Origin of the sequence: Tychonema sp. LEGE 06208 (assembly GCF_015207505.1) — a bacterium.
In the GTDB taxonomy this organism is placed as follows: domain Bacteria; phylum Cyanobacteriota; class Cyanobacteriia; order Cyanobacteriales; family Microcoleaceae; genus Microcoleus.
Window position 1 is genome coordinate 1 of record NZ_JADEWT010000068.1, and the last position, 14,224, is coordinate 14,224.

General features: G+C 47.8%; 12 protein-coding genes and 1 pseudogene. 2 read left to right on the plus strand and 11 right to left on the minus strand.

Features of this window, described 5'->3' with window-relative positions; all coding sequences use genetic code 11:
- A pseudogene (locus IQ263_RS17930) lies at window positions 1–504 on the plus strand (J domain-containing protein); the annotation flags it as partial.
- Here the strand turns inward: IQ263_RS17930 and IQ263_RS28690 are convergent.
- The 11 genes from IQ263_RS28690 to IQ263_RS17980 form a co-directional block, all read right to left on the minus strand.
- Window positions 505–1,149: a glycosyltransferase family 4 protein gene (locus IQ263_RS28690; RefSeq protein WP_228050150.1), complete on the minus strand. Its 645-nt coding sequence runs from the start codon at window positions 1,147–1,149 to the stop codon at window positions 505–507.
- An 18-nt stretch (window positions 1,150–1,167) separates the two neighbouring features.
- Window positions 1,168–1,701, minus strand: a complete 534-nt coding sequence (locus tag IQ263_RS28695; RefSeq protein WP_228050151.1) for a hypothetical protein — start codon at window positions 1,699–1,701, stop codon at window positions 1,168–1,170.
- A 404-nt stretch (window positions 1,702–2,105) separates the two neighbouring features.
- Window positions 2,106–2,330 carry a hypothetical protein gene (locus tag IQ263_RS17940; RefSeq protein WP_194012664.1) on the minus strand — a complete coding sequence of 75 codons (225 nt, stop codon included), beginning with the start codon at window positions 2,328–2,330 and terminating at the stop codon, window positions 2,106–2,108.
- A 242-nt stretch (window positions 2,331–2,572) separates the two neighbouring features.
- Window positions 2,573–3,310, minus strand: coding sequence for a low-complexity tail membrane protein (locus tag IQ263_RS17945; RefSeq protein WP_194068887.1), 738 nt, complete (start codon window positions 3,308–3,310; stop codon window positions 2,573–2,575).
- A 429-nt stretch (window positions 3,311–3,739) separates the two neighbouring features.
- A complete protein-coding gene (infB, locus tag IQ263_RS17950) occupies window positions 3,740–6,913 on the minus strand; it encodes a translation initiation factor IF-2 (RefSeq protein ID WP_194068889.1) in 3,174 nt (1,057 codons plus the stop codon).
- A complete protein-coding gene (locus tag IQ263_RS17955) occupies window positions 6,910–7,149 on the minus strand; it encodes a hypothetical protein (protein ID WP_194068891.1) in 240 nt (79 codons plus the stop codon). Before IQ263_RS17955 ends, infB begins: the two co-directional genes overlap by 4 nt.
- Window positions 7,150–7,307: 158 nt before the next feature.
- Window positions 7,308–7,622 (minus strand): YlxR family protein, encoded by a 315-nt coding sequence (locus tag IQ263_RS17960; RefSeq protein ID WP_194012660.1) that lies wholly within the window; start codon window positions 7,620–7,622, stop codon window positions 7,308–7,310.
- 102 nt (window positions 7,623–7,724) lie between these two features.
- A complete protein-coding gene (gene nusA, locus IQ263_RS17965; protein WP_194068892.1) occupies window positions 7,725–9,029 on the minus strand; it encodes a transcription termination factor NusA in 1,305 nt (434 codons plus the stop codon).
- 303 nt (window positions 9,030–9,332) lie between these two features.
- The gene (rimP, locus tag IQ263_RS17970) at window positions 9,333–9,800 is read right to left on the minus strand and encodes a ribosome maturation factor RimP (RefSeq protein WP_194068894.1); all 468 of its coding nucleotides are present in this window, start codon (window positions 9,798–9,800) and stop codon (window positions 9,333–9,335) included.
- A gap of 531 nt (window positions 9,801–10,331) precedes the next feature.
- Window positions 10,332–10,577 (minus strand): hypothetical protein, encoded by a 246-nt coding sequence (locus tag IQ263_RS17975; protein ID WP_194068931.1) that lies wholly within the window; start codon window positions 10,575–10,577, stop codon window positions 10,332–10,334.
- 8 nt (window positions 10,578–10,585) lie between these two features.
- Window positions 10,586–12,037 carry a hypothetical protein gene (locus tag IQ263_RS17980; protein WP_339384880.1) on the minus strand — a complete coding sequence of 484 codons (1,452 nt, stop codon included), beginning with the start codon at window positions 12,035–12,037 and terminating at the stop codon, window positions 10,586–10,588.
- Window positions 12,038–12,670: 633 nt separating this feature from the next.
- On the opposite strand from IQ263_RS17980, the gene IQ263_RS17985 reads away from it, so the two are divergent.
- Window positions 12,671–14,170 carry a GUN4 domain-containing protein gene (locus IQ263_RS17985; RefSeq protein ID WP_194068896.1) on the plus strand — a complete coding sequence of 500 codons (1,500 nt, stop codon included), beginning with the start codon at window positions 12,671–12,673 and terminating at the stop codon, window positions 14,168–14,170.
- Window positions 14,171–14,224: the final 54 nt, after the last annotated feature.

The following is a 14,224-nucleotide window of genomic DNA, read 5'->3' on the forward strand; positions in this document are numbered from 1 at the left end:
GGTTTGGGGGCGATCGCCAGTTCTGAGGCGGAGTCTCGGGCCGTGGCTTTAGTTGTGGGGGCTGCGGGAGTGGCGACAGTGTTGGGGTTGATGGCTGGAATCGGCACGGATGCTGGGAATTGGCACCAGGTGTTGGCGGCTGCGGTGGGTTGGGGGATTGCGGGCTTGACGTGCGGGCTGGTGGCGGAAGTCGCGATGAATTCCCGAAGTCCGATCGGACTTGGAGGTGCGATCGGGCTGGGGATTGGGGCGTGGGCTGGGGTTTTGGCTGGGGAGGGTTCCGGGGCTTTGACGCAAGCCTTAGAGATTGCTGGATCTAAGAGTGTTTATGGGGCTTGGGCTGCGATCGGGGTTGTGGCTGGAGTTGTGGCGCGGATGGTAGTGGGCGAAAGGTCGATCGCCACTGGGCGCGGGATCTACACATTTATCCTGTTAGTTGCTACTTCCGGTTTCGGGCTGTGGCTGGGAAAGTGGCTGGTTGGTCGATCGCATTTTTTGAATTAATCAATCACTAGATTTTTGATTGTAGTATTCAGAAGCCAGTCGGTTTTCAAACAACCACTGTTTGCTTTCAGGGGAATCATCCAGCCAGCGATCGATCAATTCGGCCCATTTGACAGGCAAGCGCAACTCATGCCAGGTTGAGTGAGAAGCGACAGAAATATTGTGATAAAGCGCTGAATCCGAAACCAGATTTTCGATACATTCGGCTAAAGCCTGAGAGTTTCCCGCCTCGAAAATCATAGAATTAACGCCATGCTTCAAGTGGGTTTTAAACATTGGGTGATCCGAAGCTACTATCGGTGTTCTAGTGCGTAAAGCGTGCTGAATTGTCAGGGGAAAGCCTTCGGGATATTCGTGCCTGCTAGTAACTAGCACGATATCGGATTCTCTCATTAAAGGTTCTAAAGTATGAGTGAGTACCAGCCCCATAAATTCTACATAATCTTTAATTTGCAACTCTTCAACTCGCCGGGTAAAAAACTCTTCTTCGCCTGTACCTGCCATTTTTAAGTGAACTGATATATTGCGCTCTTTTAACTTTGGTACGGCTCTTAATATATCGCCAACTCCCTTACTTTGTACTAACGAACCAGCGTAAAATAGTTTCAATTTTTTGACATCTGCAGGGATTTCTTTCGGCGACAAAGAGCCGGGATTGGTATCTCAGAGAAAGTCCCAAGGAATTATTTGATCGGGTTTTACTCCAATTTCTTTGAACAATAAAGATGAAGTAATGCCGTAAGTCCCAACCCATTCTATTTGCTTGTTATTCAAAAAATTGGCCAATTTATAGTTGCGCCACTTATCGCGCCAACTTTTTGTGGCAATAGATTCGGCAAATACAGCGATGGTTCTAATTTGATTTTCAATTGCAAAATTAAAAATGTCGGGAATAACCGTCCGTATGACTAAATGAGTCGGATTTTGCTCGGCAATTAATTCGATCAATTTTTTGGAATCAACTTTGTAATTAAATCCGCAACCGATCGCCCGCACGCCGTTTTCTAGAACCCGATCGGTAAATTCTGGTGTCATGCAGCAAATAACCGTTACTGACTCAGCCTCCGGTCGTTTTGCCATCTCAGTAACGGCACCTACAGAATATTTTTGAGCGTAGTATGTTTCGCTTCCTCCTTGGACCAGATGCTGAAAGGTTTTTGCGTAATCGCCGGCATACTGAACTATGACTAAGCGCATTTTCCTAAACTCTGGTTGTGTCGTATTTAATAGAACCTACGGTGCAAAAGATTTGTAATTTGGTTATGTTGACGGTTTGATATACCCCCAGAACCGCACTGTGAATTTTCTTTTGCCTCCGTCCTATTATAAAGAGTTTGGGCAACAGGTACATCAATAGATAGCAGTCGCAGTCGCTTTATATCGCGGGTTTTAGGCTAATTTTATCTGGATTTTTCTGAGAGGGTGTAGAAGTAGGATGCGGAAATTAATTCCGACTCAGTAAGCAAAAATAGTGTCCCCTGCAATTTGATGTCCGAAGTTGCTGCGATCGCTTGCGGCACTTACTTCGCAGATTGGAGGGGATGCCTGCTTTCTTTGCCTGTAAAATTCACAAACCTTGACCATCTTTGGTTTGAGGGCGCTCAGTAAGCCAAAGTTGCTAAAGTTTCTCGTAGATAGGATCGCACCTGTTGATCGATGCTGGCATTTTTCTGCTTGCTCTCAAAATTGAGTTCTAGCTGCCAGCGTTGAAATCCTGAACTTGCGCCGATCGCAGATTTGAGACTGCCCCAGATTTCAGAATCTTCGCACAGCTCGATCGGCTCTGCTGCTTGAGGTTGTTGTGCGATCGGTGAATAATTCGCCATATTGTTATACCTCTGTTTTAATCCCCTGTAGGGATTGAAAGCTTACTTTGACTTTCTCTATTATAGATTCTTCTCTGGAAATAGCCAACCTAAAATATCTATAATCTGTGATTTAAAATTAAATATTAAAATTATTAATAATCTCAATCAGAACAGAGCCATTACTTATTTTTTTTTACAGCATACATCTGTCGAAGGTAAAGTAGCTTAAATTACAATTATTTCGAGTTTAATTTTTCATTTCACTTTTCGATCGACTGTTGGGGTAGGGAGGTAACGCCGTTGGTGTCAGAAAGCTGTGGGTTGACAATACTGTCGGCTGGCGAATTCCTAATTGTCGGTGGCGGATTGCTTGACTCTCCGGGTGCAGATTCCGCGACAGTTATCTCGCCCGCAAAAGTCGGCAAAAGTTGATTGACTTGCCAAAGTGCGATCGTAAAATCATGCTTAATTTTTTGTAAAAAATAAGGCTTTGTCGCTGCAAATTGAGATTCCGGCGTCAGCAAAACCGCCATCACACTAGCAGACACCTGCAAAAACAAATTGCTAGCTAAAAAAGCAGAACCGGCCAACAACAATCCAGCCCACCGCCAGGAAGGAGGAAACGGAGCCACGCCAGCAGCGAGGGGAGCCAATCGGTAGAGATGCCACAAAATTATTGCCAACAAAACAGCGACAAAAAGAGCCACTCCTTTATTTAATTTAGTTTTAAATCGAGTCAGAATCTGCTGCTGCAAATCAGTTAACTTGTCCGGTTTCACAGCCACTACTAAAATACTAAAAATATAAAAAGGGCGGAACCACTGCATCCACAGCACCGGAACAATACCTGCTACAGCCACTAAAAACACTTCTAACCACACAGGAATCGCGGGAGAACCCACTGCGAGTCCCAGCAAACACAGTCCCAGGCAGATCGGCAGTGCAGCCGCCCCAGAAAGGTGAATCCATAAAAAAGGCTCTGACCAAAAAGAACGCACTTTAATTAATTATTGGTTATGAATTATGAGTTTTCAATTTTGAGTTTTTACAATCTTGGATGCACTCTTCCCCCTGAAAATCTGTTGCGAGGAGTACATATCTAGCGGTCAAACCGAGGATTTTTAAAATCAATCCGGTTACTTTTTGTAAGTCTTATTTGAGTGGGTGAATTTTAAATTTTGAGTTAAAAACCAAACTTGTGAGTGAATAGTAGACTTCTTGGACTGATTCACAAACGTATTTTGAAATGAATCTGCGTTGATCTGTGTTTATCCCAATAGCATCTGCGGTCGATCGGCTCGCATTAAAGATTTATGCCAGAAATCTAGTTTTGGAGTATTGAGTTGAAGAGAGTAGTTTCGAGCGATCGGCAATTTAGTTACCTGCACTCAAAACTTCTCTTCCAACTCAAAACTCACCACTCAAAACTATTGAGATAGAGTCCGGCGCTTAGTAACCATGCGGTAGGCTTCAATAATATCGCCTTCGGCCCAGTCGCTAAAGCCGCTCAAGGAAATGCCGCATTCGTAGCCAGTATTGACTTCCTTAGCATCTTCCTTCATCCGCTTGAGCGAGTCGAGGATACCTTCGTAAACGATATTGTTGCCCCGGCGTACCCGCACCTTACAGTTGCGGATGACCTTGCCTTCGAGTACGTAACAGCCAGCGACAGCCCCACGACCGATCGCAAAGACAGCGCGCACTTCCACCTTACCCAGAGGTTCTTCCACCAGTTCTGGTTCCAGCAGACCTTCCATCGCCCCTTGAATATCATCCAAGAGGTTATAGATGATGCTGTATTCCCGCACGTCTACGCCCGCTTGGTCGGCCGCTTGGCGAGCGCCGGTGGCGAGAGTAGTATTGAACCCGATAATTACAGCATTACTGGCTGCAGCGAGGTCAATATCTGTTTCTGTGATTTCGCCAGGAGCAGACAGCAGCAGTCGGAGTTGAACTTCTTTTTGAGGAAGTTCAGTCAGAGAGCCGACAATTGCTTCGAGGGAGCCTTGGACATCTGCCTTCAAGATCAAGTTGAGTTCCTTGAGAACGCCTTCCTTAGCTTGTTGAGAGAAGCCGCTGAGGCTGATCCGGCCACCTTGGAGCAGGCGAGAATCTCGTTGGAAGGTAGCTCTTCCGCTGGCGATCGCCGCTGCTTCTTTTTCGTTTCCGAAGACATCAAACTCGTCTCCGGCGCGAGGTACATCCCGCAGCCCCAACACTTCCACCGCAAAGGATGGAGTTGCTTGGTCTACGCGATCGCCGCGATCGTCGATCATTGCCCGCACCTTACCCAGAGCCGAGCCTGCGACCACAATATCGCCCACTCGCAGAGTGCCGTTCTGCACCAGCAGGGTTGCCACAGGCCCCCTTGCCTTATCGAGGTGAGCTTCAATCACAGTACCCTTAGCAGCGCGGTTCGGGTTAGCGTTGAGGTCTTCCATTTCCGCGACTGTCAGAATCATTTCCAACAGCGTATCCAGGTTTTCCCCCTTAATCGCGCTGACCGGAACCATCGTAATATCACCGCCCCAGTCATCTGCGACCAAGCCGTACTCAGTCAGCTCTTGCTTCACCCGTTCCGGCTGAGCGCCCTCCTTGTCTACTTTATTAATAGCCACGACAATTGGCACTTTCGCCGCTTTCGCGTGGCTGATCGCTTCAATTGTCTGGGGACGCACGCCATCGTCCGCCGCCACCACCAAGATAGCGATGTCCGTAACCCGCGTTCCCCGAGCCCGCATTGCTGTAAAGGCTTCGTGACCGGGCGTATCCAAAAACACCACCTGCTGGCTCTTGCCTTCGTGTACCACATCTACGTGATAAGCACCGATGTGCTGGGTAATACCCCCAGCTTCTCCTTGAGCCACCTTTGTTTTGCGGATCGAGTCGAGCAAGGTTGTTTTGCCGTGATCTACGTGACCCATAATCGTTACCACTGGCGGACGGCGCTCGAGGTATTCCAAATCTGCTTCATCGATCATCTCGATGACTTTGAGCGCTGGGGCTACTTTTTCGGGAGTTTCTACCTCTACACCCATTTCTTCGGCTACCGTTCTCACCGCTGAAATATCTAGGGTTTCGGTAATGTTGACCGCAATGCCTCTTGAGAACAACCGTTTAATAATTTCGGTTTCGGGAACAGCCAAAGTAACTGCTAGTTCTTGAACGGTCATCGGTCTGCTCAGCAGCAGCTTTTCTGGACGTTCTACCTTAGCTTCGGCTGTTTTGCCCCGGCTGCCGCGTCCCCCAGAAGAACCAGAAGAACTTTTATCGTGAGAAGGGCCCGGTCTTTTGTTTTTGCCGCTGCTTCCCGGTGCGCCCGGAGTTGGTGTTGACTTTGGTGCTGCTTGTCCCTTTGCTTTAGCTGGGCGGGCTAGGGACAGGCTGACGGTGACTGGCGCTGGCATATCCAAGCCATTTTCTAAGTCATCGTCATCCTCGTCTATGGGTTTGAGGCGAGAACGTGCCTGCTTGACCTTTTTGGCAGCTTTGGCAGCATCTGAGTTTTCGTCATCATCTTCTTCCCAAATGACCGATGTCTTTTTGGCTGGACGCGGAAGAGTCGGCTTGGGAAGGAGAAGAGTATCCAGCGGCGTATTATCTTCATCATTGTCATCAGTGTCATCCCCTGTGGCTCCGGTGTCACCACCTCGGCTACGCAGCCCTCCTGCTGACGTTACGGGCGCTAGGCTCCGGCGCGGGCCACCGGGCTGCGGTCGATCGGCAAGTGCAGTTCTGACAGGGCCGCCAGCGCTAGGGCGAGGTCTTTGGCCCTCACTACCTCCCGGTGCGGGTCTGCTGGGGCGGCTCGGTTTTGCCGGCGCTTCCAGATTTTCTGTTTGTTGTGATTGCTCTTGCTCGGTTCTGGCAAGTTTTAGTACCGGCTTGTTTCCCAGACTTTGTGGGGTGCGCGTTGCCGACTCCGCCGTCGCTCTGACTGGTGGCGACGTGAGTTTTGCCCCCGGTGCTGGTGGGGGGGTGGCTGGCTGGCGCGGGGTACGATCAGGTGCCTTGGACGACGGCGGTTGAGCTGTCGCAGGTGCCGCAGGTGCTTGATCCAGGGCGGTTGTTTCCGGGGCGATCGCACCTACTGTTTCCGAAGCTGTTTCTGAATCTGTTTCCGAAGTTGCTCCCGAGCCAGAGACATTTGGCTTCGACAGCACCGGTCGATTGATATTTGGTTTAGCGGGGGGCTGGAGTTGCCCGGCGGCAGGCGATTTGGGAGGAGTTGCCACGGTAGCACCAGGCTCGTTTTTTTGCTCCTCGTTGCCCGCCTGCTGGGAGGAATCACCAGCCGGCCTTACTTTTGGACTGCGTATTTCTAAAATTTGCTGCTTTTTTTGTTGGTCGTTAGGGTGAGGGCCAGACTCTTTTGATGGCGCTGCTGCTCTTTCGGTAGGAGCTGGCTTGCCGGGGGAAGAGTGGCTGCTGGCTACGTATTTTTCCGCCGTTTTGCGAATTCGTTCTGCTTCTGATTCTGTAATTGTGCTGCTGTGGCTCTTGACTGAAATATTGAGCCGCTCGCAAACTGCCAAGATGTCTTTATTATCCAAATTTAGTTCCCGTGATAATTCGTAAATTCTTACTTTGCCGTTGTTCATCCACTCTGCCCTCTTTTGTGCCAACCAGTTTTTACATTTTGATTCTTTGTTCTAATGACGACATCATTCGCTGTGATTGATTCAGTGTCAGGAATCGGGGTTTTGGTACTCAGCAAGGTAATTTTATCTAAAAGATGCACCTCGCTGAAGTCTGCCTTGAGATAATTTTCAAGTTTTTTTGGGAAAGTGGCAACTGTCGAAGTCTGATTTTTTTTTGGCAACTGCCACTTTTTCAAGCTTCTAAGTTAGCTTTTCCACCTTGAGGATACCTCTGCTAGTACCCTACCCTTATCTAATCTGACACAAATCTTTCCAGACTGGTGGGCCGATCGGATTGAGGTTGTAGAGCTGGCGCTACCAGTAATTACTGGCGCGTGCTGCCCGCGAGGGTTTATTATACAGTCGATACCGAACTCTTGTCGGTTTTTCGCCCGGTTGAACCCGAGTCAAATGTACAGTCAGATGTGTCTAAAAGCTGCCAAAGTGTTTGGTACAGTTCGTCAGACACAGGCGCTTTGAGCGATCGCCCAAGTCGATTTTTTTTCTGAGCTGCTTTCAGGCATTCGCTCGCCCGACAAAGGTAAGCGGAACGACCGAAGCCGCGATCTAATTGTACCTGATGAGAAGGATAGACCCTGACTACTCGCCAAAAAGCTTCCTTTGGAGCTATTTTTCGACAACTTGCACAACACCGGTAGTTCGGTTTCATCAAAGTGAGAAGGGGAGAGGGGGAGAAGAGGAGGATAGTGTCCGAGGGGGACAAGTTCTCCTTGTCTCCCGTGCGGAAAAATCTTGGTCAAGAGCGCAGTTTTTAGACTGGGGCTGCGGTTTCGTCTGTTGCTGCCTTTTCTGCTGCCAATTCTGCGGCTTCCGCCTCGCCGTCGAAGCCTGATGCTTCGTCTTCGTCTTCGTAGTAGTCTCCTGCTACTTCTTCTTCTTCTTCTTCCAGCCTGGTAGCTTCTGCTTCCAATTTGATGTCTTCGGCCTCGCGATCGTACTTAGCAATATCTTTGATATCGATTTTCCAACCTGTCAGGCGGGCTGCGAGGCGGACGTTCTGACCTTCTTTGCCTATGGCAAGACTCAGTTGGTCTTCAGCGACCAAAATATGAGCTCGCCTGCCTTCTGGGGCAACCAAACGCACTTCATCTACTCTAGCAGGACTAAGAGCGTTAGCGATATAGGTGGCCGGATCTGGAGACCAGCGGATCACGTCTATTTTTTCGCCGCGCAATTCGTTGACTACTACCTGAATCCGCGATCCCCGCGCTCCGATGCAGGCTCCTACCGGGTCTACATCGCGATCGAGCGTATCAACTGCTATTTTAGTCCGAGGGCCGACGTGCCGGGATGGCGGATTTGCCTCCCTGGCTACGGCGACAATCCTCACCACCCCGTCTTCTATTTCTGGTACTTCGTTAGCAAACAGGTAAACCACCAAACCTGCATCTGCTCTAGACACAAGTAACTGCGGCCCTCTCGTGGAGCCTTCGCCTACCTTTTTGAGATAAACCTTGAATGTAGCGTTGGCCCGGTAATTGTCGTTGGGCAACTGTTCGCGCTTGGGGAGTTCGGCATCTACTTCCGGCTGACCGAAACTGCTGGTGACTGCTAAAATTACCGACTGCCTCTCAAACCTGATCACTCTTGCTTGAAGAACAGTTTCTTCTAAATCTTTAAACTCTTCTTGAATCATTTTGCGCTGTTGGTCGCGCAGTTTTTGAGCAAGAACTTGTTTAGTCTGAATGGCTGCCATGCGACCAAATTCTTTTTGATTTGGTGTGACGTCTACGAGTACGATGCTCCCCGGCTGAGCTTCTGTGGCTACTTCTTGCACTTCCAAAAGTGATATTTCGTGATCGGGATTTTCGACTTCTTCTACAATAGTTTTGTTTGCTAAAACGCGGAAACCTTCTTGTTCTGCGTCCAGTTCTACATCAAAATTATCGAAGTATTCTTCGCTGAAGTGGTCTAGTTTTTGGGTGCGGCGGTAGCGTTCGTATCCTTTGAGCAGGGCTTCTCGCAAGGCTGCTTGGACGGCGTGTTTAGGTAAATTTCGCTCTTTGCTAATACCTTCGACCATTTCTTTAAGTCCGGGCAGGGGAACCATTGACATATAAAACACTCCTTTTTTACTGTGACAATACGTAACTGGTAATCGCGAAAAGATAATTGGTGAGTTTTGATAGAAATTGATGGGTGATGATTTATGAGTTACCAAAATAGGGTTAGGTAAATTCGGTGTTGTCACAATTTATTTGTTGTGCCAACTCAACCCGAGGCTCTCGATTTGATTCTTAAAAATTAACTCGCAGCAAAGCATTTTCAGCTTACTGCGAGGCAATCTAAAATCTCAAATCTGGCGGACACTCACAGGCACCGCCCCGAGAGCCCAAAACTCAAAACTCAAAATTTACCTTTACTCCTCCTTTCCTTCGTCTAGTTCAACTCGCGCAATTTGAAGGCGGGGAACTTTAACCTGTCGCCCTTTTAGATTGAGATAAACCGCTGTTTCATCCCGGCCTACCAGTAGTCCTTTCCACTCTTTGATTCGCGAGTCTGGTTCGGTGGCTTTGACTGTCACTGGGAAGCCTTTAAAGGTAATGAATTCTCGATCGCTGCTGAGTAATCGGGATATTCCGGGACTGGAAATCTCTAGCACGTAGGCTTCGGGGATGATGTCGGTTGCGTCTAACTCGGCTTCGAGGGCTGTGCTCATCCGCTGGCAGTCGGCTAAACCGGTGTCTTGCTGCAGGTTGCGGATGTCTACCCGCAAGACGGGAGGATTTTGGTTGGTGTGAAACACTGCTCCCACTACTTCCAATCCCAGTGTTTCCGCAACGGGGGTAGCTAAGTCAATGATTTGTGGGATTAGGGGATGAGTCATATCGAATACTTAAGTTAAAACTCCTGAACTCGGAAACGGTAAGGAAAAATCAGTTATTGAGATTGCTTTGCTTCGATCCCGCCCAAAAAACCGAGATCGGCTCCCAACTGCTGTCGGGGAGAGCCAAAAATTTTAGACTCAAGTTTTGGCTCCCAGATTAATCTGTGGAGTAAATCTCAAATCGAAAATGGAAAATCTCAAATCGACCGACCTGATTTTTGACCGCAATATCTGAGGGTTTTTACCCTCAAGTTGATTTGTGGAATGAAGAAAAAGATGTCAGATTTTCAAGCCCGAGGATGAGCTTGTGGGGTTTAAATTCTGCCTTCTACTTTCTGTGTTCTAGCCGACGGATGACTTTGTTGCGTCGCCCGCGGCCGGCAAGTCTTCAGCTTGCAGGTGTGATGCCCTAAGTTGTTTGGCTGCGACTAACGCAACAAAAAAAGTGGGCTTGACCCACTCCTAGGTGAAACAGTTTCTTCCAAGAAGTTTGAGGGCTGTCTCCGATCGAAGTTGACCTCAGTTTTCAGTTTAGCTCGATCGCCCGTCCGGTGACAAATCGATCGCGCCGGCGAGACTGTCGGAGGGGAGAGTGGCAGAGTGGGAGAGTGGGAGAGGGGGAGAGCTGGAGAGAGGGGAAAAATCGAACCTCAACATCCATCCTTTACATCTAAATCCGTTAAATCCGTTAAATAATCCGTTGCCGAACTTCCCTCTTCCCTCTTCCTTCTTCCTTCTTCCCTCTTCCTTCTTCCTTCTTCCTTCTTCCCCCAACATCCGTTAGCTTAACGGGGGGCTATCCGCTGCAGTTCCTTAGCTTGCTCTAAAATTTTCTCGAAGTCTTCTTCGCTCAACCGCTGGATGTAGTTGATTTTGAACTCTTCTAGGAAGTCGGACAGCAGCAGTTGTATTTCTTGCCAGGTTTGCTGCTGTTGGAGTTCGGCTCCTAAAGCTTGCCCGAAATGTTGGACTAGCTGGCTTGAGAGTTTGGTGCCTACGGGGTCTTCGCTGGCGGTTTTAAAGGCTTCGTAGGCATCTTGGGGGCCGAGGGTGACTAATTTGGATAGTTCTGCAACTAATTGCTCTGCTAGCTGTGCGGGGAGGTTTCCCAATCCGGGCACTTGCTTCCATCCTTGATAGAGGGGGGATTGTTTGAGAAATAATTCTATATTGTAGCGGAGGAGGGCTTCTAGGTCGGGCTGGAGTTGGGGCAGGACTTTGTAGACGGTGATTTGGACTAGATGGGTGGCGATCGCTTCTATTTCGTTGATATTGTTGATGTCTAAATATTGCTGTTTTGGGGATTGAAATAGTTGACGAGCTAGTTCGCCTGTGGTAATAGATTGTTGCATCTGGTTGATGAGCTGAATTACTACTACTTCGGTCAATTCTTGGGCGAAGTTGGCGACGAAACCTCGGCTGATTTGGGTGCGTATGGGTTGAAGATCCGGCATTTTGGCTTGGTGGATGCGAATTGTGACGGGCAATATTCGCAACAGGCGCCAGAACGGGAGGAACAGGAAGATGTCGTACCACCGCCAAAGCATGGCCGATCGCCAAGTGACGCTGCGGTGTCGGCGGCTGATGAAGTAGGTGCGGGCTAGAAATTCGATCGCGAATAAAGCCATAAATGGCAGGTCGATTTGCCAGAAGTTGTCAGTAAATTCGCCGTTTTCTCCCATCGTCCGGTAATAGTTGGTGGCGATTAACGGCTTAATTTTGGCATCAAACCAAGTGATTTCTTGTTGCCAGCCTTTTTTGTTTAAATAGTTTTGACTCCAGAATGTTGTGAATGATTGTTTGGCGGAGTCTTGCGGATTCGGGGCGCGATCGCGCATCCGGTCTTTGATTTTTTCTAGGGCACCGCTTTTTGATGCTACTCGAAAGGGATCTTCGTCGATCATTTTTGCGGTCAGATTGTTGATTTCCTGCAATTTGGCTGCTACTTGGGGAGATTCCAAGCCTGTTTGCACTACTAGAATTTTTAATTCTTCTAAAGTTTCTAGATATTTATTGGTGTCTCGGTGCGGTTTAATTCCTTTAAATGGGTCGTATATTTTGGTAATAACTGGTAGTTGCCGGAAGTAAAAATCACGCCACGGTATGTAAGTTATGTCAAATAATACTAGACTGAAATTTCCGATGGCGACGAGTGCCATGAACCGCTCGAACCAGGGAATTTTTGCTAATTTTTTGCTGTTGGCGGGAGTTTTAGATGGCGGTAGTTTGGGTGTCACTGTCAGTTCCTAATTAAGTAGACCGATCGCAATAAATTTAAGTGGTAATAGCTGAAAAAAAAACAGCAGCTTAAACTGGCTAATTGTCGATCGCGCAATCCGAGTGCGATCGAGCCAGCTAATATTTATTTTAATGTAGGGAGAGTTAGGGAGTTTGGGATGGTTGATTTGGCAGGGCTTTGGTAAAATTTTATACTTGATAAAGGTTGAGGTCGATCCTCTTCGAGGGCTTCGCTAACGAACTTGAGGACAGCGACACCTCCGGTTAGTCTGCTTCTCTCTGGCAATAAAATTATATCTCAGGCAGAATCCTAAGTTTTGTTTTCGGCATTGCAAAACTAACTGGCTGGGTAATAAATTACTATTTTTGTTAAATCTGCTGGCTATTTGACCGCTAAATCAAATGTATTGAGCCGATCGAAGTTTAGGATTAGATTTGGACTTCGAGTTTGAGGTCAAACCATCAAGAGAGTTATACTTGCTTAGGGGCAGTCTGGCGAGAGCGATCCCGAGGGCGACGGTGGCTGCAGCTATGCTAAGGTGCCCAGTCTCGCCTCCACAAACACCAACTCGCGATCGGAATCTTGAATAAAATGACACCCCGAGTATAATTTTTCGCATTTTTTTTAATATATGACATACTGCCTTAATCTCGATTGCCCAAGAGACAAGCGTCAGAACCCACCAGGCACAAAGTATTGTCTTAATTGTGGTTCAAAGCTGCTGCTAAAAGACCTTTATGCAGCTACTGAGCCGCTACGCGATGGGGGATTTGGTAGAACTTTTAGAGCGGTAAATCATGGAAAATTTGAGGAATTATGCGTTATAAAACAGTTGTCGCCCCCTCTAGAGTTTCAGCGAAAACCTACTCATTTTAAAAAGTATGTCCGACTGTTTGAACAAGAAGCAAGGCGGCTTTACGAACTGAAACACCCACAAATTCCTCAGTTAATTTCTTATTTTGAGGAAGATGGGCGCTTGTATTTGGTGCAAGAGTTTATTGATGGCAATAATTTAAAGGATGAGTTAGAAAAATATGGTGCTTATAGCGAAACTAAGACAAGGGAACTGCTGTTAGATTTGTTACCTGTGCTGAATTTTGTTCACGAGCGCAATGTCATTCACCGGGATATTAAGCCTGAGAACGTGATCCGGCGAAATCGCGATCGCAAATTCGTGCTGATAGATTTTGGGGTTTCCAAACAGGTAGTAGCTGAGGCTCCTACCAAGGCTGGAACCAAGTTAGGAACTCCAGGTTACGCGGCTCTAGAACAGCGTCACGGTAGGGCTGTTCCTGCTAGTGACCTTTACAGTTTAGGAGTGACTTGCATTCGCTTGCTGACTTCTGTTATGCCTTATTTGGATATCTACGGCGACATTCACGATGACCTTTACGATCCGCTCGAAGGTCGCTGGCTTTGGAGGGAGGCTTTGCCGAAAGGAACAAAAATTAGCCAGGATTTAAGTCAGATTTTGGATAAATTGATTCAGGAATATGTCAAAGACCGCTATAAGTCTGCTACGGAAGTTTTGGAAGTTATCAAACCTCCTATTGTTGTGGTGCCAGGACTGGTAAATTTGCAGCAAGCAACAGTTCTCAGTCCTTCATTACCGACTCAGCCCGTGACTGGTACTCCGCCAGTTGCTGTGAACTTAGAGTCGGAAAAAGGCATTGATTATTCTCACTTGGAAAGGCTGCTTGCTGCTAAAAATTGGCGGGGTGCTGATGAAGAAACTTCTGTGAAAATGCTGGAGGCGATGGAGCAAGTTTCTACTGGTTATTTGAGCGAGGAAGATATTAGGAAGTTTCCCGTTAAGGATTTAGAGACGATTGACCAGCTTTGGGTTAGGTACAGTCACCGCAGGTTCGGCTTTTCTGTGCAAAAAAATTTGTGGGTAAAGTTGGGGGGAAAGCCTGGTGTTTATGATGCTACTGTTTGGGAGAAATTTGGCGATCGGGTGGGGTGGCGGGTTAACGGTGAGTGGGTATATTATACTGAATTGAATTTTACTTCTAAGGCAATGCCTGGACATTTACCGGGAGGGACTGTTTTTGGGTGGGAAGGTGGGGTTTTGTGCGGTGTTTTGGGTTTGGGCGGGATCTGGTTTCTGCTGTCGCGCCGAGATTTGTAGGAAGAAGGAATAAGAAAGTCGGAAGCAGGGACTAAAGGCAGGAATTAAGCAATA